17 protein-coding genes and 1 pseudogene are annotated in these 17,007 nt (G+C 72.1%); 12 read left to right on the forward strand and 6 right to left on the reverse strand.

Translation table 11 applies throughout. From position 1 onward, the window contains the following. Positions 1-144: 144 nt before the first annotated feature. Positions 145-1,122 carry a type IV toxin-antitoxin system AbiEi family antitoxin domain-containing protein gene (locus tag CLT71_RS14095; RefSeq protein ID WP_101367505.1) on the forward strand — a complete coding sequence of 326 codons (978 nt, stop codon included), beginning with the start codon at positions 145-147 and terminating at the stop codon, positions 1,120-1,122. 52 nt (positions 1,123-1,174) lie between these two features. Here the strand turns inward: CLT71_RS14095 and CLT71_RS14100 are convergent, their stop codons facing one another. The 3 genes from CLT71_RS14100 to CLT71_RS14110 all read right to left on the reverse strand — a co-directional run bounded on the left by CLT71_RS14100 (position 1,175) and on the right by CLT71_RS14110 (position 3,944). Further along, a complete protein-coding gene (locus CLT71_RS14100; protein ID WP_101367506.1) occupies positions 1,175-2,554 on the reverse strand; it encodes a glycine--tRNA ligase in 1,380 nt (459 codons plus the stop codon). Between the two features lie 249 nt (positions 2,555-2,803). Then, the gene (locus CLT71_RS14105; protein WP_101371436.1) at positions 2,804-3,280 is read right to left on the reverse strand and encodes a hypothetical protein; all 477 of its coding nucleotides are present in this window, start codon (positions 3,278-3,280) and stop codon (positions 2,804-2,806) included. 322 nt (positions 3,281-3,602) lie between these two features. Beyond that, positions 3,603-3,944 (reverse strand): antibiotic biosynthesis monooxygenase, encoded by a 342-nt coding sequence (locus CLT71_RS14110; RefSeq protein ID WP_101367507.1) that lies wholly within the window; start codon positions 3,942-3,944, stop codon positions 3,603-3,605. A gap of 16 nt (positions 3,945-3,960) precedes the next feature. Here CLT71_RS14110 and CLT71_RS14115 point away from each other — a divergent pair, with 16 nt between their 5' ends. The 6 genes and pseudogenes from CLT71_RS14115 to CLT71_RS14140 all read left to right on the forward strand — a co-directional run bounded on the left by CLT71_RS14115 (position 3,961) and on the right by CLT71_RS14140 (position 7,943). Beyond that, positions 3,961-4,296 (forward strand): DUF6703 family protein, encoded by a 336-nt coding sequence (locus tag CLT71_RS14115; RefSeq protein WP_486483679.1) that lies wholly within the window; start codon positions 3,961-3,963, stop codon positions 4,294-4,296. 136 nt (positions 4,297-4,432) lie between these two features. Then, positions 4,433-5,413 carry a metal ABC transporter substrate-binding protein gene (locus CLT71_RS14120; protein ID WP_101367509.1) on the forward strand — a complete coding sequence of 327 codons (981 nt, stop codon included), beginning with the start codon at positions 4,433-4,435 and terminating at the stop codon, positions 5,411-5,413. After that, positions 5,410-6,177, forward strand: a complete 768-nt coding sequence (locus tag CLT71_RS14125; protein WP_101367510.1) for a metal ABC transporter ATP-binding protein — start codon at positions 5,410-5,412, stop codon at positions 6,175-6,177. The genes CLT71_RS14120 and CLT71_RS14125 overlap by 4 nt, the downstream gene beginning before the upstream one ends. A 31-nt stretch (positions 6,178-6,208) precedes the next feature. Continuing rightward, positions 6,209-7,075: pseudogene (locus CLT71_RS14130) on the forward strand (metal ABC transporter permease); the annotation flags it as partial. 115 nt (positions 7,076-7,190) lie between these two features. After that, the gene (locus CLT71_RS14135; RefSeq protein ID WP_101367512.1) at positions 7,191-7,490 is read left to right on the forward strand and encodes an ArsR/SmtB family transcription factor; all 300 of its coding nucleotides are present in this window, start codon (positions 7,191-7,193) and stop codon (positions 7,488-7,490) included. Positions 7,491-7,535: 45 nt separating this feature from the next. Beyond that, the gene (locus tag CLT71_RS14140) at positions 7,536-7,943 is read left to right on the forward strand and encodes a Fur family transcriptional regulator (RefSeq protein ID WP_101367513.1); all 408 of its coding nucleotides are present in this window, start codon (positions 7,536-7,538) and stop codon (positions 7,941-7,943) included. Between the two features lie 145 nt (positions 7,944-8,088). Here the strand turns inward: CLT71_RS14140 and CLT71_RS14145 are convergent, their stop codons facing one another. Then, positions 8,089-10,701, reverse strand: a complete 2,613-nt coding sequence (locus CLT71_RS14145; protein WP_101367514.1) for a CHAT domain-containing tetratricopeptide repeat protein — start codon at positions 10,699-10,701, stop codon at positions 8,089-8,091. 200 nt (positions 10,702-10,901) lie between these two features. Here CLT71_RS14145 and CLT71_RS14150 point away from each other — a divergent pair, with 200 nt between their 5' ends. The 5 genes from CLT71_RS14150 (at position 10,902) to CLT71_RS14170 (ending at position 15,481) form a co-directional block, all read left to right on the forward strand. After that, positions 10,902-12,209, forward strand: coding sequence for a S8 family peptidase (locus CLT71_RS14150; protein WP_486483260.1), 1,308 nt, complete (start codon positions 10,902-10,904; stop codon positions 12,207-12,209). After that, entirely contained in the window at positions 12,202-12,900 is a 699-nt protein-coding gene (locus CLT71_RS14155; protein WP_486483261.1) for an RNA polymerase sigma factor, read from the forward strand. The genes CLT71_RS14150 and CLT71_RS14155 overlap by 8 nt, the downstream gene beginning before the upstream one ends. Beyond that, on the forward strand, positions 12,875-13,339 hold the full coding sequence (locus tag CLT71_RS14160) for a hypothetical protein (RefSeq protein ID WP_101371438.1): 465 nt from the start codon (positions 12,875-12,877) through the stop codon (positions 13,337-13,339). Before CLT71_RS14155 ends, CLT71_RS14160 begins: the two co-directional genes overlap by 26 nt. A gap of 418 nt (positions 13,340-13,757) precedes the next feature. Further along, entirely contained in the window at positions 13,758-14,795 is a 1,038-nt protein-coding gene (locus CLT71_RS14165) for a hypothetical protein (RefSeq protein WP_143743476.1), read from the forward strand. Positions 14,796-14,866: 71 nt separating this feature from the next. After that, positions 14,867-15,481 carry a hypothetical protein gene (locus tag CLT71_RS14170; protein WP_101367517.1) on the forward strand — a complete coding sequence of 205 codons (615 nt, stop codon included), beginning with the start codon at positions 14,867-14,869 and terminating at the stop codon, positions 15,479-15,481. 61 nt (positions 15,482-15,542) lie between these two features. Here CLT71_RS14170 and CLT71_RS14175 read toward each other — a convergent pair whose 3' ends face one another. Then, positions 15,543-15,929, reverse strand: a complete 387-nt coding sequence (locus CLT71_RS14175) for a DoxX family protein (protein WP_101367518.1) — start codon at positions 15,927-15,929, stop codon at positions 15,543-15,545. Between the two features lie 103 nt (positions 15,930-16,032). After that, positions 16,033-17,001, reverse strand: coding sequence for an RNA polymerase sigma-70 factor (locus tag CLT71_RS14180; RefSeq protein ID WP_101367519.1), 969 nt, complete (start codon positions 16,999-17,001; stop codon positions 16,033-16,035). Positions 17,002-17,007 lie beyond the last annotated feature (6 nt).

Below are 17,007 nucleotides of genomic sequence, written 5' to 3' on the forward strand. Positions count from 1 at the left end.
TCTGTATAGGAAGGGCCCCCTCCTAACCGCTCAGCCATAGCACACTCCCCGCCCCTCCAGTACGTCGTACACAAGAGCCCACGTTATCCACAGTCTCGTCGGAGGGGTCTGGCGACGTACGGACGCCGGGGGCAGCCTGCACCGATGACCATCGCCAAGCCCTCCGGTGAGCAACAACCGAGTATCGACAGTCTCGCGGAGAGCCAGCAGCAGATCGTGACACGATCCCAGTTGCTCGCCGCCGGGATCGACGACATGCACATGTACCGGCAGACCCGGCGCGGTCGCTGGCAACGGGTGTTGCCGGCGACGTACGCCCTGGTCACGGGCACCCTCACCGACGAACAGCGACGCATCGCCGCGGCGCTCTACGTCGGCCGGGGCGGACAGCTGACCGGGGCGGAGGCGCTGCACTGGTACGGTTTCCGCTACGCCCCGAAAACGTCGAAGATGCACCTGATCGTGCCGCACAACACCCGTCGCGCCTCGGCGGGCCACGTACTGGTCTGCCGGACCCTCTCTCTCGACGACCGTGCCCGGGACGGCGGTCTCTACCAGGTCTGCTCGCCGGCCCGCGCGGTGGTCGACACCTCCCGTGACCTGCGTGACCTCCGGATGGTACGGGCGATCGTGGCGGAGGCCATCCAACGGAACTTCACCGATCTGAGGGCGCTGGACGAAGAGGTGGTCCGGGCCGGCCGCAGCCGTACCGCGCTGGTACGGCGGGCGTTCCAGGAGATCGTCCGGGGTGTCCGGTCTGCGCCGGAGGCGGAACTGCGGGCTTGCCTGTCCAGCAGCCGGTTGCTGCCGGAGATCATGTGGAATCCCCGGCTACTCGGCCCGGACGGGTCGCGCCTGCCCACCCCGGACGGCTACCTGCCGGACGCCGCGATCGCGCTCGAGGTCGACTCGCAGGAGTTCCACTTCGCGGCGACTGACTGGCACCGGAGCATGGATCGACACAACGAACTGAGTCGGCATGGCGTGCTGATCCTGCACTTTCCGCCGGCCCAGATCCGCCGGGAGCCCCGGCGGGTCCGCCAGATCGTCGAGGACGCGTACCGGTCCCGCCGAGGGTTCGGCGCACGGTGCGGGGTGTTGACGCACAGCTCGGGGTGTTAGGCGGGGGCCCCTCTACCGCAAAATCCGATAAGCGGGGGCCCTTCCTTACACCTCAGCAGCCGGGGAGGCGTTCTAGTAGGTAGTTCTCGACGCGGTCCAGGCCGACTCGCTCCTGGGTCATGCTGTCCCGGTTGCGTACCGTGACGGCGTTGTCGTCCAGGGTGTCGAAGTCGACTGTGACGCAGAACGGGGTACCGATCTCGTCCTGCCGGCGGTAGCGGCGGCCGATCGCCTGCGAGTCGTCGAACTCGACCACCCAGCGCCTGCGCAGCGCGGCGGCCAGGTCCTTCGCCTTCGGCGAGAGCGACGGGTTACGGGAGAGCGGCAGCACGGCCACCTTCACCGGGGAGAGCCGGGGGTCGAAGCGGAGCACGGTGCGCTTGTCGACCCCGCCCTTGGTGTTCGGCGCCTCGTCCTCGTCGTACGCCTCGAGCAGGAAGGCGAGCACCGCCCGGGTCAACCCGGCGGCCGGCTCGATCACGTACGGCACCCAGCGCTGCTGCTTCTCCTGGTCGAAGTAGGACAGGTCGACGCCGGAGTGCTTGCTGTGCGTGGAGAGGTCGAAGTCGGTGCGGTTGGCGATGCCCTCCAGCTCGGAGAACTCGGTGCCGCCGAACCGGAAGCGGTACTCGATGTCCACGGTCCGCTTCGAGTAGTGCGACAACTTCTCCTGCGGGTGCTCGAAGAACCGCAGATTCTCCTCGGAGAGGCCGAGATCGATGTACCAGTTCCAGCGCTCGCGCAGCCAGTACTCGTGCCATTCCTCGTCGGTGCCCGGCTCGACGAAGAACTCCATCTCCATCTGCTCGAACTCCCGGGTCCGGAAGATGAAGTTGCCCGGGGTGATCTCGTTGCGGAACGACTTGCCGACCTGGGCGATGCCGAACGGCGGCTTCTTGCGGGCCGACGCGGCCACGTTGTTGTAGTTGACGAAGATGCCCTGCGCGGTCTCCGGCCGGAGGTAGTGCAGGCCCTCCTCGCTCTCCACCGGGCCGAGGTAGGTCTTCATCAGGCCGTTGAACATCCGCGGCTCGGTGAAGGTGCCCTTGTTGCCGCAGTTCGGGCAGTTCAGCTCGGCGAGCGAGGCCGGCGGCTGGCCGTGCTTCTCCGCGTACGCCTCTTCGAGGTGGTCGGCCCGGAAACGCTTGTGACAGGACTGGCACTCGGTCAGCGGGTCGACGAAGGCGTCCAGGTGGCCGGAGGCGGCCCAGACGTCCCGGGCGAGGATCACCGCCGAGTCGAGGCCGACGATGTCGTCCCGCTGCTGCACCATGGTCCGCCACCACTGGCGCCGGACGTTCTCCTTCAACTCCACGCCGAGCGGGCCGTAGTCCCAGGCCGACCGGGTACCCCCGTAGATCTCGCTGGACGGGAAGACGAAGCCTCGGCGCTTCGCGAGACTGACGACGGCGTCGATACGGTCGGCTGGCATGGCTACCTCCTACACCGGCTGGCGGCCGGCGGGGACTTCTTCGAAGGAAGACGGTCGGAAAACGGGCGGACAGGGACGGTACGCGGACCTGGATCGGGCGGTACTCCGCACAACGGTACGGTCGCCTACGCCCCGAGCCCAGCAGATTACTCCACCTCGGCGGCCGTACCGCCGCCGCCCGGCGGGCCGGCACGGTTGCGATGTCACGTCACCTGGTCAAACGTCACGTCACCTGGTCAGGCCGTCAGGTCATCTGATATCGCAGACCCGCAACCCGCCGGTGGTCTGGTCCTGGTCCAGCAGGGCCTGGAGGTTGTCCTGCCCCCCGCCGGCATAGGTGACGTCCACCGGCACGCTCAGCTCGCTGGTCAGTGACACGTCGCCGATCCGGAACGAGTCGATCTCCGGCTCGGCGCTGACCCGGCGCTCGAACTCGGCCGGCGACTCCCGCTGCCGGGCCGAGTCGCAGAGCAGGTCGTACGCCTTGCGGAACTCCCCGTCGTCGATCGCGTCGAAGTAGTTCGTCACCACCGTCCTGGCCTGCTCGTTCAACGCCTGCGAGCCGGAGATCAGCAGGCCGACCAGGGCCGCTCCGCCACCGCCGCAGAAGAGCACGACGGCGAGGGCGGCCACCCCGAGCCCGAGCCACAGCCGGGCACCGCGTCCCTCGCTGGGCGGCGCGGCGAACAGCGGCTCGGCGCCGGGGCCGGGCGGCGGGGCCGGCACGCTCGGCGGGGCCGGCGACTGCACCTGCCCGTACCCGGTCGGCGGCATCTGCCCGTACCCGGCAGGCGGCACCTGCCCGTACCCGGCAGGCGGCATCTGCTGGTACCCGGCGGGCGGCGCGCCGTACCCGGGTGGTGGCACGTACCCGGCGGGTGGCGGGCCGTTCCCGGCGAGCGGCGGTGGCGGGCCGGGCGGCGGCGGGTTGCCACCGGATGCGGCTGGGTCGTCGGCCCGGACGGGCTCGGATGGGGACGACGGCCCGCCGGGCGGTCCGGGAACGGTCATGGGGCAAGGGTAGTGCCCGGCGCCCCACCCCCCGGAGTCAGCGGCCAGAGTCGGCGGCCCGGTCGCTCGGGGCGACTTCGACCCGACCGTCCGGTTCGGCACTGGCCAGCGTCTCGTACGCGGACGGCTCGTCGAGCGACTCGGCGAGCAACGGAGTGGCGTTGACCTTGACGTCGAAGGCGCCCAGGGCCCGCCGATAGGTGCCGACGGACTCCCACTCGGTGACCAGGCACCAGTGCCGGGGGTCGTCGAGGGCCCGCAGCAGTTCGCCCCGGCGGTATCCCGGCCGGGCGGCGAGGGCGGCCAGCGCGGCGTGGGCCCGTTCCGTGAAGGTTCCGGCGGTCTCCTCGGCCACCACGAAGCGGTTGGTCACCAGCACGTACGCCTCCTGCCGGGTGCCCGGCCCGGCGAGCTGGGGTGTCGCTGGCGACAGCTCACCGGCCGGGGCACCGAGATCTCGTAGAGTCTGTGGAATGCAGCGTACGCAGAGCGTTCTGCTGACCCGCCTGGCCCGGGTCAACCCCACGAGCGCGTTCCTGGCCGTCCTGGCGCTGGTGCTGGTCGCCCTCTTCGCGCCGGGGATCGTCGGCGGGGCACTGCTGCTGGCGCTGGCGGCCGGGCTGGCGGCGCTGCTGGTGACCACCTGGCCGGTGCAGCGCCCGGCGACCCGGATCCTCCGGCTGGTGATCCTGACCCTGCTGGTCGGTGCCGCGCTGATGAAGATCCTCTGATGGCCGTCAGGCACCAGACCTGCGCTGATGCCGCCCGCCAGCTGACGCTGCCCCGACCGCCGCCGAGCCCATGATCCGGTTACATGCAAGCATGCGTTTTTGACAATCATTCTCATTGTCGCGGAGAGTTGAGGGCATGGTAATCCGCTCCACCCTCCGTACCGTGGCCCTGGCCGCCGCCGGCCTGCTCGCGCTGGCCGGCGCCGCCGCCTGCGGCAACGACGGCAGCGGCACCGACCCCGACCGGGTCGACGTCGTCGCCGCGTTCTATCCCCTCCAGTTCGTCACCGAGCGGGTCGGCGGGGACGCCGTCCGGGTGACGAACCTCGCCAAGCCCGGCGCCGAGCCGCACGACCTGGAACTCAACCCGGGCCAGGTCGGCCAGGTCAGCGACGCGGAGTTGGTCGTCTACCTCGCCGGCTTCCAGCCGAACGTGGACGAGGCGGTGCAGCAGCAGGCCGACGACCGGGCCTTCGACGTGGCCACCGTGCAGCCACTGCTGGCCTCCACCGCCGGCGGGCACGAGCACGAGGGCGGAGACGGACACGAGGGCGGGGACGGGCACGAGGACGCCGAGGAGCACGCGGCGGGAGCGGCCGGCAGGGACCCGCACGTCTGGCTGGACCCGACCCGGCTCGCCGGGATCGCCGACCGGCTGGCCGAGCGGCTGGGCGCGGTCGACCCGGACCGGGCCGCCGACTACACCGCCCGGGCGAAGGCGTTCCGCACCGAGCTGGAGACCCTCGATTCCGAGTACGCCAAGGGCCTGGAGAACTGCCAGCGGCGTGAACTGGTGACCAGCCACACCGCGTTCGGGTACCTGGCGGAGCGCTACCGGCTGGAGCAGATCGGCATCTCCGGGCTGACCCCGGAGGACGATCCGGCCCCGCAGCGGCTGATCGAGGTGGCTGCCGAGGCCCGGAAGCACCAGGCCAGCACGATCTTCTTCGAGACCCTGGTCAGCCCGAAGGTCGCCGAGACGATCGCCCGGGAGGTCGGGGCGAGGACGGCCGTACTGGATCCGATCGAGGGCCTGCAACCCGGCAGTACCGGGGACTATTTTTCGGTGATGCGCGACAACCTCGTGGCCCTGAAGACCGGACTGGGCTGCTCATGACCGGACCCGTCGTCACCGTGACGCACGCCGTGGTCGCCTACGACCACCGCGCCGTGCTGCGGGGCGTCTCGCTGCGGGTGGACCCCGGTGAGGTGGTCGCCGTGCTCGGCGCCAACGGCTCCGGCAAGTCCACCCTGATCCGGACGATCCTCGGCCTGGTGCCACTGGCCGCCGGCACGGTCAGCCTGTTCGGCACCCCGCAACGCCGGTTCCGGCAGTGGGCCCGGATCGGGTACGTGCCGCAGCGGATGGGCGCCGGCAGCGGCGTACCGGCCACCGTGGCCGAGGTGGTCGCCTCCGGACGGCTGGCCCGGCGGGGCGTGTTCCGGCCGCCGGGGCGGGCCGACCGGGCGGCGGTGACCGAGGCGCTGGCGGCGGTCGGGCTCGCCGACCGGGCCGGTGACCCGGTGACCACCCTCTCCGGCGGGCAGCAGCAGCGCACGTTGATCGCCCGGGCGCTGGCCGGCCGGCCGGAGCTGCTGGTCCTCGACGAGCCGACCGCCGGAGTCGACTCGGCCAGCCAGGACGCCTTCGCCGAGGCGCTGCACGGGTTCGTCGCCGGTGGCGGGACGGTGCTGCTCGTCGCGCACGAACTCGGGCCACTGGCCGGGGTGGTCAGCCGGGCGGTTGTCGTACACGAGGGGACGATCGCGCACGACGGCCCGGTGCCGGAGCCGGCCGGGCACCACGCGGCGCCCGGACACGAGCACGTCCACCCGCACGGGCCGGAGGAGTCGACAGGGATGTGGGGCAGCCGGCCGTGAGCGAGCGAATCAGCAAGTGCGGAGGGCCGGCATGAGTCTTTTTCAGTACGACTTCATGATCAGAGCTCTGGTCGGGGCGCTGGTGATCGGGCTGACCGCCCCGGCACTCGGCATCTATCTGGTGCAGCGCCGGATGTCGCTGATCGGCGACGGAATAGGGCACGTCGCGTTGACCGGGGTCGGGGTCGGGCTGCTGCTCGACCGCTCCCCCGTGCTGACGGCGGTCATCGTCGCGGCGGTCGCCGCGGTCGCCATCGAGCTGATCCGGGAACGCGGTCGCACCTCCGGTGACGTCGCCCTGGCGATGCTCTTCTATGGCGGTATCGCCGGTGGCGTGATGCTGGTCGGGCTCTCCGGCAGCCGGAGCAACGCCAACCTGATGGCGTACCTCTTCGGCTCGCTGACCACGACGTCGCCGGAGGATCTGGTGATGATCGTGGCCCTCGCGGCGGTGGTCCTGGTGACCATGGTCGCGTTGCGCCCGGCGCTCTTCGCGATCTGCCACGACGAGGAGTACGCCCGGGTCTCCGGGCTGCCGGTCCGGGCGCTGAACCTGCTGCTCGCGGTGACCACGGCGGTGACCGTGACCATCGCGATGCGGGCGGTCGGACTGTTGCTGATCAGCGCCCTGATGGTGGTGCCGGTGGCCACCGCGCAGCTGCTCACCCGGGGTTTCCTCGGCACCATGCTCGCCGCGATGGGGCTGGGGCTGCTCGCCTCCGGCTCCGGGGTGTGGCTGGCCGGCACCGCCAACACCGCGCTCGGGGCCACCATCGTGGTCCTGGCGATCGGGCTCTTCCTGGTGGCCTCGGTGGTCGTGGCCATCCGCCGGGCGCTGGCCCGGCGCCGCGCCGTGCCCGGGCCGGACCCGCACGTCGAACCCTGTGACGTCGTGCTCGACGCCGCCCGGCCGGGCACACCGGAGCCGACCCCGTCGACCGGGCCGACACCGGTTGACCTTGGAACCGCGCACCGAACGGCGGTACGCCGTTAACAACGGTTACCGTTACGGGGTGACGGGCACGAACGCCTACGAGGCATACGCGGGCGCCGGTGAGCTGCTACGAGCACTCGCCGCACCGATCCGGCTCGCCATCGTCAGCGAACTCGCGCACGGCGAGCGGTGCGTACACGAACTGGTGGAGACACTCGGTGCCCCGCAGCCGCTGGTCTCCCAGCACCTGCGGGTACTGCGCGGTGCCGGGGTGGTACGTGGCTCGCGACGCGGTCGGGAAATCGCCTATACCTTGGTCGACGAGCACATCGCGCATATCGTGGCGGACGCGGTGAGCCACTCGGGGGAAGCCACCTGACGGGGGACGTCCGGCAGGCACCTGACACGACGCGAGGAGGGCGAGATGGCGGCAGCGGAGAGCGGCGCGGCGGTACGGAACACCCGACAGCGCAGCGCGGTCAGTGCACTGCTCGGTGAGGTCGAAGGCTTCCACAGCGCCCAGGACCTGCACGCGATGCTGCGCAGTCGTGGCGAACGGGTCGGCCTGACCACCGTCTACCGCACGTTGCAGGGGCTCGCCGACGCGGGCGAGATCGACGTGATGCGCCCACCGGGCGGCGAGCACCTCTACCGGCGGTGCAGCGAGGGACACCACCACCACCTGGTCTGCCGGGCCTGCGGGCGTACGGTCGAGGTGGAGGGGCCGGCCGTGGAGAGCTGGGCCGACCGGGTCGCCAACAAGCACGGCTTCTCCGACGTCAGCCACACCCTGGAGATCTTCGGCACCTGCCCGAACTGCACCGGCAGGTGAGCTGAGGCAGGTTGGCTGGCAACAGCTGCGCTGAGGCTGGCTGGCAACAGCTGCGCTGAGGCTGGCTGGCAGCAGGTGAGCTGAGCCGGGCGCGGGCCGGGCGTTGCGGCTGGCTGGCAGCAGGTGGTGACGGGCCGGGTCGGGGTCAGCCCGCCCCGAAGCAGACGAAGGCCGCCGCCGTGGCCTGCGCGCAGCCGTCGCCGGCTGCGGCGAACTCCCGCTGCGCGGCGGCGAGCGCCGACGCCGGCCGGACGCCGGCACCCATCCGGCGGTGCAGGTCCAGCATCAGCGTGCTGGTCAGATCGGCCGGTACCGGCAGCACGGTGGCGATCAGACTGCTGGCGCCGAGGGCCAGCAGCACCGAGGTGAATCCCATCACCTCGTCGCCGGGGCGTACCCCGGACAGCCCCGAGTCGCAGGCGGAGAGCACCACACAGCCGGGCGGTCGGGGCAGCCGCTCCAACTCGTACGCGGTCAGCGGGCCGTCGGCGAGGTCCAGGGTGGAGAAGAGCGGGTTGTCGGCCCGGAAGGTACCGTGCGCCGCGATGTGTGCCAGCCGGGCTCCGTCCAGCCCCGTGGTCACCGCCTCGGCGGTCGCCTCCGCACCGGCCAGCAGCCGCGCCCCGGGCAGTACCCGGCTCAGCAGGCGTACCTCGGTCTCGGCGGCGGGCAGGCGCGGGCCGGCGGCGAGCAGCGGCGGCCCGTCCGGCACGGTACGCCGGGCGGCGGCAAGCCACGCCGTCGCCGACGGAGCCACCGTCACCGGGCGTCCCGCGCAGGTCGGCAGCCCCGCCCAGGCAACGGCGTGCAACGCACCGATCGGTACCAGCACCAGCGGCCGGTCGGCCAGATGTGTCCGCAGCGGCCCGAAAAGCTGCCGGTCCAGGGTCGACGCGGCATGCTCGACCCCGGCCCGCACGTCGGGAGTGTCTCCGGTGACGACCAGCCGGCGCAGGCCGAACCGGTGCAGCCGGGCGGCGTGCAGTGCCTCGTCGAGGGGGCCGAGGTCGTGCAGGGTCGCCCGGCAGTCCCGGAGCAGTACCGCCCGGAGCCGCTCCCGGTGGGCCACCAGTTCCACGAGTACGGCCCCGTCGAGCCGCTCGCCGAGGGCACGTACGCCCGGCGGTGCCAGCAGCCCGCCGTCGCCGTCGACCCCTCGGGCCAGCTCCCGGATCTGCCGTTCGAGCCGGGCCTGGCGGCGGCGCAGAGCGGTCACCGGTCTGCCGGCGAGCAGCGCCTCCTCCAGCGCGCCGCTGACCATCCGCAGCTCGGCGAGGGCGGCGGCCAGCCCGACGTCCTGTGGCGGGAGCACCGCCCGCATCCGCAGCGCACTGGCTCGCCAGCGTTCCGTCCAGGCCAGCACCTGACCCGGGGTACCGGAGGTGATCGCCAGGTCGACTCCCTCGGCCGCCAGCTCCTGACCGTGTGCGCCACTGTGTGCCCGCAGCTCGGTGGCGCCGAGCGCGGCCCGGTGGCCGTCGAGCACCGCCAGTCCGCGCTGCAACGCGCGGGCGCCGCCCCGGTGGTCGCCGCCGAGCCGCCGGGACAGTGCCAGCGCGTACCAGCCCTGGGCCCGCCGGGACGCCGTACCCCGGCGGCGCGCCAGTGCGGCGACCGCCAGCAGCCCGGCCGCCCGGCCGGTACGCCCCAGTGCGGCGGCCAGCCGGGCGGCCTCGATCCGGGTGGTGAGCGCCGGTCCGGGCCATCCGGTGGCGTCGAGCTGGTCGGCGGTACGCACCATCGCGGCGAGCAGTGCCGTCGAGCGGGTGCCCCGGCGCAGTTCCGCACGCAACTCCACGTGCCGGGCGAAGGCGGCCCAGGTGCGGCGCCCCTGCCTGCGAAACCGGACTCGGGATGCGGCCGCGGCGCTGGTGGCCGTCTCCAGGTCACCGGCGAGCAGTGCGGCACGGGCCCGGGCGAGCAGTGCCTCGGCGAGATCCGAGGCCATCCCGCGCCGCCCCAGCTCGCGTACGGCGAGGCTGGCCACCTCGACCGCCTCCTCCACCAGGGGTACCGAGAGTAGCAGCTCGAACCGGTCCAGCAGCAGCGCCGGCCGGGGCACCCTGAGCTGGGCGTACTCCTCCTCGACTGCGGCGAATCGGCGCAGCGCCCCGGGGATGTCGCCGCCGTGCCCCGCGGCGATGCCGAGGTTCCACCTGGCGTCGGCGGCGGCCAGGTCCAGTCCGAGTCGCGCGAAGATGGCGGCGGCGGTGCCGAGGTCGTCGTCGGCGCCGAGGATGGCGCCCCGGTGCGCGTTGAGCAGTCCCCGGTTGTTCCGGGCACGCGCCTCCAGCAGCAGGTCGCCCTCGCGTTGGGCGATCTCGACCGCGATCCCGTACTCCCGGACCGCCTCCTCGAACTGGCCCCGGAAGTGCAGCACCACGCCCCGCTGCATCCGGGCCCGCCCGGCGTCGGCGCCGGTCAGCTCCGGCAGTGCCGAGGTGACCTCGGCCAGTGCGGCGGAGGTACGGCCGGCGTTGGCGAGCACGAAGCCGAGACTCATCCTGGCCAGCGCCGCCACCCGGGGTGTACCGGCGGCGCGCAGCGCGCGGCGCAGGTGTCGCAGGGCCGCCGGCAGGTCGTTGAGTTCCCGCAGCGCCAGCCCGATGGCCCGCTCCGCGGTGGAGCGCTCGTCGGCGTCGGACCGTGCGGTCGCCAGCACCCGCCGCCCGAGCGTGATCGCTTCCCGGGGATAGCGCTGTACGGCGTCGAGCGCGGCCCGGGCCGTGGGAGCGACGGAACCGGCGCTGTCACCCATGCCGACAGACTTCCCGATCGATGACCTTCGGTCAATCTGTACGGTTACCCGAAAAGAGGTGATTCCCTGACACCTGCGGGATCGACGATTATTGACAATCGCCTATCACTGGAAGAATTGACGGCACCGGGGAATGTTCAGGGAGTTGGCCCGCCCCAGCGCTCGCCGACCACACCTCTTTCGTCCATTTGGGAGGACCGGTGTCGCCTGACCGTCCCGTCGCGCCGCGCCAGATCGGTCGATTGTCCCGCCGCCAACTCATGGCGTTGACCGCGCTGGTCGCGGCCACCCCGTCGGGCGCCGTGGTGCGACCTGGACCCGCCTGGGCGGGCAGCGACGACGAGGCGTACCAGCGGGCATTTCAGCAACTGCTGGCGGCCGATCCCGACGTGCTGTTCCACGGCGAGCCCGGTCGGGAGTTCCTCTACCGCCCCCGGCAGTTGCTGGTCGCCAACCCGGACGCCGAGCGGGTGGTGGCGATGCTGCGCAAGATCGGGCATCCGGTCACCCGGGGCGGTGAGTTCGCCGGAGTCACCCGGCTGCGCTTCGACCGGGAGGCCGACGTGCCCTCCGTCGTGACGAAGCTGCGCGATCCCCGGCAGTGGCCCAACCAGCCGGTCCCCCGGGTGCAGCCGCACCACGTGCTGCTCGGCTACGGCAACATCATGGGCAACCCGGGCGGGGCACCGCAGGTCGCCGCCGCGCTGCCCGGGCCGGATCCGGCACACGCGGAGGACGGTGCCGGGGTGACTGTGGGGATCTGCGACACCGGGGTCTGGCGGCTGGCCGGCGCCCGGCATCCGGAGTGGCTCGGCGGCGGCTACCTGCCGCAGGTTGACGACGAGGACCCGCTCTACCTGCACAGCGACGTGCTCGGCCCGCAGGGCGGGCACGGCACCTTCGTCGCCGGGGTGGTCCGGCAGGCCGCGCCAGGGGTGCGGTTCGATCCCGAGCCGGCGCTGAACCCGATCGGCATCGGTGACGAGGCGATGCTGGCGGCGGCGCTGGCCGCGCTCGACCAACAGGTGTCGATCGTCAACCTGTCGCTGGGGTGCTTCACCCAGGACGACCTGCCGCCGCTGCCACTGGTGAACGTCCTCGCCGGCCGGCAGCCGGGCAGCGTCGTCGTCGCGGCCACCGGCAACACCGGTACCAGACGCCCCGCCTGGCCGGCCGCGCTGCCGGACGTACTGGCGGTGGCGGCGGTCAGCCAGGGGGCGACCGGGCTGCTGCCGGCCCCGTACAGCGGCTTCGGGCCCTGGGTGGACGCGTGCGCGACAGGCGAGCGGACCAGCACCTACGTGGACGGCCGGCTGCTGCTGCCCGGACAGCCCGCCAAGCAGTTCCTCGGGTACGCGACCTGGGCCGGCACCTCCTTCGCGACGGCGCACGTCTCGGGCCGGCTGGCCGCGCTGATGAGTGCCACCGGGCTGGACGCCCAAGCGGCCCGGCAGGTCCTGCTCGGCGGTCCCGCCTGGCACCCCGACTACGGCGTACTCGTTGACTGAGCACCCGGATCCCGCCACCCGACCGGAGACCGGTCCCGCCCCGGACGCCCGGAGCAGCGACGATGTGCTCGCCGGGCTGGTCTGCGCCGCCGCGAACGGTGACGAGTTCGCCTGGGTCGAGCTGGTCCGCCGGTACGCCCCGCTGGTGCTGTCGGTGATCCGGGCGCACGGGCTGAACCGGACCGACGCGGCGGACGTGAACCAGACCGTCTGGCTGCGCCTGGTGGAGCACCTGGGCCGGGTACGCGAGCCCGCCGCCCTGGCCACCTGGCTGGCCACCACCACCCGGCGGGAGTGCTATCGGCTGGTCCGGGTCGGCCGGCGTACCCAGCCGTTCGACCCGCTCGACGAAGCCGTCGAGGCGACCATCGGCGCCCTGCTGCCACCGGACTTCAGGACGCCGGACGAGAACCTGCTCCGGGCGGAACGCCGGCAGGCGCTGCGGGACGGCTTCGGCCAGCTTCCGGCGCGCTGCCGGGAGTTGCTGTCCCTGCTGGTCGCCGACCCCCCGACCAGTTACCGGGAGATCGCGCAGCGGTTGGGCATGCCGATCGGCAGCATCGGCCCCTCGCAGGCGCGGTGCCTGCGGAAGCTGCGTGACTCCCCCGCGCTCGCCGCGTTCGTCGGCACGTCCTCGGAGTTCGAGGGGAACGGAGGTGACCGCGATGGGGCTGTGGCCGCCGGCCGATGACGACGCGCTGCTGAGCGAACTGGGTGCGGCGCTGCGCGAGGCGGGACCGCCGCCGGCGGAGTTCCTGACCGCCGGGTACGCGGCGTTCGGCTGGCGTACGGTCGACGCCGAGCTGGCCCTCGCCGAGCTGACCTTCGACTCGGCGTGCGATCCCGAGCCCGCCGGACTGACCCGGTCCGCCGGCTCCACCCGCGCCCTGACGTTCCACGCGGGTGCGGTCGTCGTCGCCGTCGAGGTGACCGGGACCGGCATCGTTGGTCAGCTCTCACCGGCTCGTGGCGGCCGGGTCGTCGCCCGCACCCCGGGCGGCCCCTACGAGGAGGTGGCCGTGGACCCCGTCGGCTTCTTCTCGCTGGGTCCGCCGCCGTCCGGCCCGGTGCAGTTGCACGCGCGGACCGCCGACTACGCCGTGGCGACCAGTTGGGTTTCGCTCCGCTGAACCCCCCCGGGACGGCCGGCCCACCCGGAACCCACCGGCCGTCACCCCGCCGTATCGCCGCCGCCGCACCGCCACCGCCGCACCGGGGGCCGCCGCACTGCGGGCCGCGGGCCGGGAGGGCGGTTGCCGGCACGCGCCTGCACCTTCGACCGGCGCCCGGGGGCGTGCCCGGAAAAGCTGCGGCCGTACAGGAGGATCGGCGGGCCGCGTTGATACAAATGGGCACGTAATTCTTCCACTCGCATTCCACCTTATTCGAGAATTACTCCCTCCCCGGCATATGCGGGCACGCGAGGCAATCGAATTATTCGCCTGTTTCATTGCCTCCGACCACTGGATTAAAGTCATTCTGCCGGCACTGAACGAGCGCGCTCCTCATTGCTCACCGTCCCAGTACCCGAGGAGAGGGAATCCCCCGATGACCACTGCCAGTCCACGTCTGTTCCGAACCGCCGGAGTGTTGTTCGGCGCGTTGTTGGCGATGCTGTTGACCGTCTCGACGAGTGGTGCCGCCCTGGGCGGCGGTGTCCACGACGGGTCGAGGGACGGTGCCTCGGTGTCCACGCGTACCGACGTGTTCATGAAGGACACCGCGTCGGATGTCGGGAACGAGCCGCACGGGACGATCTACTCGTCCTTCTTCAACAGCCCGGACGTCAAGATCTGCCCCGACGGGATCGAGTGTGCCTCCCACACGAACCCGGTCGTCGGGTCGACCAGCTACATCTTCGTCAAGCTCCGGAACCCGGGCCCGTACGGCTCGGGGATCAGCTCCGGCACGCTGCGCGCGTACTACACCACCTCGGGTGGGGCCGCGAACTGGCCGGCACACTGGACCCCGATCGGCTCGAAGAGCCTGCCGGTCGCACCTGGCGAGACGGTCACCTCCATTCCCTGGGTCAACGTCCCCTCCATCGGCCACTTCTGCCTCCTGCTGCGCTGGGAGTCCGCGACCGATCCGATGAACTTCGAGGGGACCACGACCTCCATCAACACGCAGTACAACAACAACCTGGTGTGGAAGAACGCCAACACCGTTCCGGCCGCCCCGGGCGGACCGGCTGTCGACCGGCCGTACGCGCTGGCCAACGCCCTGCCGGTGCCGGCGAACTTCGATCTCGTGTTCCGCCCGCTGGACCAGGCCGTGCCGAACCTGAAGGTCGTGGTCGACCTCGGCCCGGAGCTGTTCGAGCGTTGGGTGCGGGCCGGCCGGGCCGGTGACGGCGTCCGGGTGGTCGGTCGGACCCAGTTGGAGGTCGACCCGAACAGGGCACAGATCCGGGACCTGCTGATCAGTCCGGAGGAGCGTCCCGTCGTCAAGCTGAGTTTCGCGGCGGGGCAGGAGGCGCAGAAGCCGTACGTGCTCCAGGTGCTGCAGGTCGGACCGGTGCGCGAGGGCGGTGAGAAGTTCGTGCTGGGCGGGGTGGACTACACCGTCGTGCCGGGGCGCGGCTGACGACGTGGCACGGGGGCCGGTGGGTCGGGGACGCACTCTCCGGCCCACCGGCACGTGGCACGCTGATCGGCATGAGGATCTATGCCGATCGCTTTCCGACCGCCGCCCGCCAACTCCTCACCGATCTGCTCGTCGTCGCCTGGATCTACCTGTGGATCCGGGCCGCGATGTGGCTGCACGACCTGGTGCAGAAGCTCGCCGTACCCGGACAGAAGCTGGAGGGGGCCGGCGGTGGCCTGGCCGACAACCTGGCGGACGCGGGCGGCAAGGTCGGCCGGGTGCCGGTGGTGGGTGACGAGCTGACCTCGCCGTTCGAGAAGGCCGCCGGGGCGGCGCGGGCGATGGCTGACGCCGGGCGGGACCAGCAGGAACTGGTCGGCGAGCTGGCGTTGGCGCTCGCGCTGGCCCTGCTGGTGTTCCCGCTCAGCGTTGTTCTGTTGGGGTGGCTGCCACTGCGGGTGCGGTGGATGCGGCGCGCCGGTGCAGCCCGGATGTTGCGGTCGGCGCCGGCCGGGCGGGACCTGTTGGCGTTGCGTGCGCTGGCGAACCAGCCGATCCGGCGGCTGACCCGGATCCATCCCGATGTGGCGCAGGCGTGGCGGCGTGGTGACGCCGAGGCGGTGGAGGCCCTGGCCGCCCTGGAGCTGCGCGCGCTCGGCCTGCGGGCCGCCCCGGTGCGCCGCTGACACACCGCCCACCGGGACGCCCCTGACGCCGCCGACCGGAACCTCTCCGGGCAGCGCCGGCTCAACCGGTGAAGGACTCGGGGCCGAACCGGCCCCAGGCCACGAAGACGGCCATGGCGAGATAGACCAGGTCGGGGATGATCGTCGCCCGCTCACCACGACGCAGCCGCATGGTCGTCGCCCCGGCGAACAGCAGCGCCACGCAGGTGGCGGTGACCGGCACCAGAACCGGCGCGATGTCGAGTACGGCGGGCAGGATCAGGCCCGCCACGGCGAGAAGTTCGAGGGCGCCGATGGCCCGCAGGGCGCCAGGGCTGAAGTCCAGCAGCCACTGGGCGGCGTGCCCACCCTTGGCGGCCAACTTTTCCCTGGGTACGAACATCTTGGAGGTGCTGAGCAGCAGCACGGCGGCAAGTATTCCGGTGACGATCCACAGCGCGACGTTCATCGGCGCTCCCTTCCGATCTGGTGGCTGTGCCCGGTGGTCGAGTGGCCCGGGCGTGTGGCGTGTGGTGGTTTGGTGTCAGGGGTTCGACGTCAGCGGTTCGACGTCAGGGGTTCGGCGGTCGCCGGGGGGCGCGGTCTGCCCGCACCAGGGCGGCCAGATCACCGACCCGGCCGAAGTGCCGCAGCTTGTCGGGATTGACGATCGAGTGGATCGTCTGGACCCGACCGTCTGCGATGTCGAGCCCGATGACCCCGACCAACCGGTCCTGCGAGTCGAACGCCATCCCGCCCGGCTGGCCGTTGACCTCGGTGACCTCGACGCGCACGCCGAGGCGCGGCAGCGCCGACATCGCGGCGACCAAGGCTCGGCCCACCCGATCCCGGCCGTTGACCGGCCGTCCGGCCGCCGGTGCCCGGCCGCCGCCGTCGCCGTGCAGCGCCACGTCCTGCGCCAGCAACTCCTCCAGCGCCGGCAGGTCGCCCTGCCCGGCCGCGGCGAAGAAGCGCTCGGCCAACTCCTCCCGCTGCCGCCGTGAGGCGTGGTAGCGCGGCCGGCGCTCCCGGACGTGGTTGCGGGCCCGCGCGACCAGGTGCCGGGCACTGTCCACATCGGTACCGACGATCTCGGCGACCTCCGGATACGGATAGTCGAAGACCTCCCGCAGCAGGAACGCGGCCCGCTGCTGCGGCGTCAGGCTCTCCAGCAGCACCAGGAAGGCCAGCGACATCGAGTCGGCGGTCTCCGCGTACTCGGCCGGGGACGGGTCGGTGAACAGCGGCTCCGGCAGCCACTCGCCGACGTACCGCTCGCGGCGTACCCGGGCCGAACGCAGTTGGTCGATGGCGAGCCGGGTGACCAGGGTGGCGACGTACGCCTGCGGCGAGGCGATCGACTCACCCCGGCGCAGGGTCTGGTGCATCCGCAGGAACGCCTCCTGCACCACGTCCTCGGCCTCGCTGACGCTGCCGAGCATCTGGTAGGCGATGCCGAACGCCCGCGGTCGCAGCTCGCCGTAAAGCTCAGCGGACTTGCCGTAAGGCTCAGCGGACTCGCCGTAAGGCTCAGCGGACATGGCGTC

The organism is Plantactinospora sp. CNZ320 (assembly GCF_002846275.1).

Coding starts and splice junctions, on each gene's coding strand:
- CLT71_RS14095 (WP_101367505.1), top strand. CDS start 145: ATGACCATCGCCAAGCCCTCCGGTGAGCAACAACCGAGTATCGACAGT.
- CLT71_RS14100 (WP_101367506.1), bottom strand. CDS start 2,554: ATGCCAGCCGACCGTATCGACGCCGTCGTCAGTCTCGCGAAGCGCCGA.
- CLT71_RS14120 (WP_101367509.1), top strand. CDS start 4,433: ATGGTAATCCGCTCCACCCTCCGTACCGTGGCCCTGGCCGCCGCCGGC.
- CLT71_RS14125 (WP_101367510.1), top strand. CDS start 5,410: ATGACCGGACCCGTCGTCACCGTGACGCACGCCGTGGTCGCCTACGAC.
- CLT71_RS14140 (WP_101367513.1), top strand. CDS start 7,536: ATGGCGGCAGCGGAGAGCGGCGCGGCGGTACGGAACACCCGACAGCGC.
- CLT71_RS14145 (WP_101367514.1), bottom strand. CDS start 10,701: ATGGGTGACAGCGCCGGTTCCGTCGCTCCCACGGCCCGGGCCGCGCTC.
- CLT71_RS14160 (WP_101371438.1), top strand. CDS start 12,875: ATGGGGCTGTGGCCGCCGGCCGATGACGACGCGCTGCTGAGCGAACTG.
- CLT71_RS14165 (WP_143743476.1), top strand. CDS start 13,758: ATGACCACTGCCAGTCCACGTCTGTTCCGAACCGCCGGAGTGTTGTTC.
- CLT71_RS14170 (WP_101367517.1), top strand. CDS start 14,867: ATGAGGATCTATGCCGATCGCTTTCCGACCGCCGCCCGCCAACTCCTC.
- CLT71_RS14175 (WP_101367518.1), bottom strand. CDS start 15,929: ATGAACGTCGCGCTGTGGATCGTCACCGGAATACTTGCCGCCGTGCTG.
- CLT71_RS14180 (WP_101367519.1), bottom strand. CDS start 17,001: ATGTCCGCTGAGCCTTACGGCGAGTCCGCTGAGCCTTACGGCAAGTCC.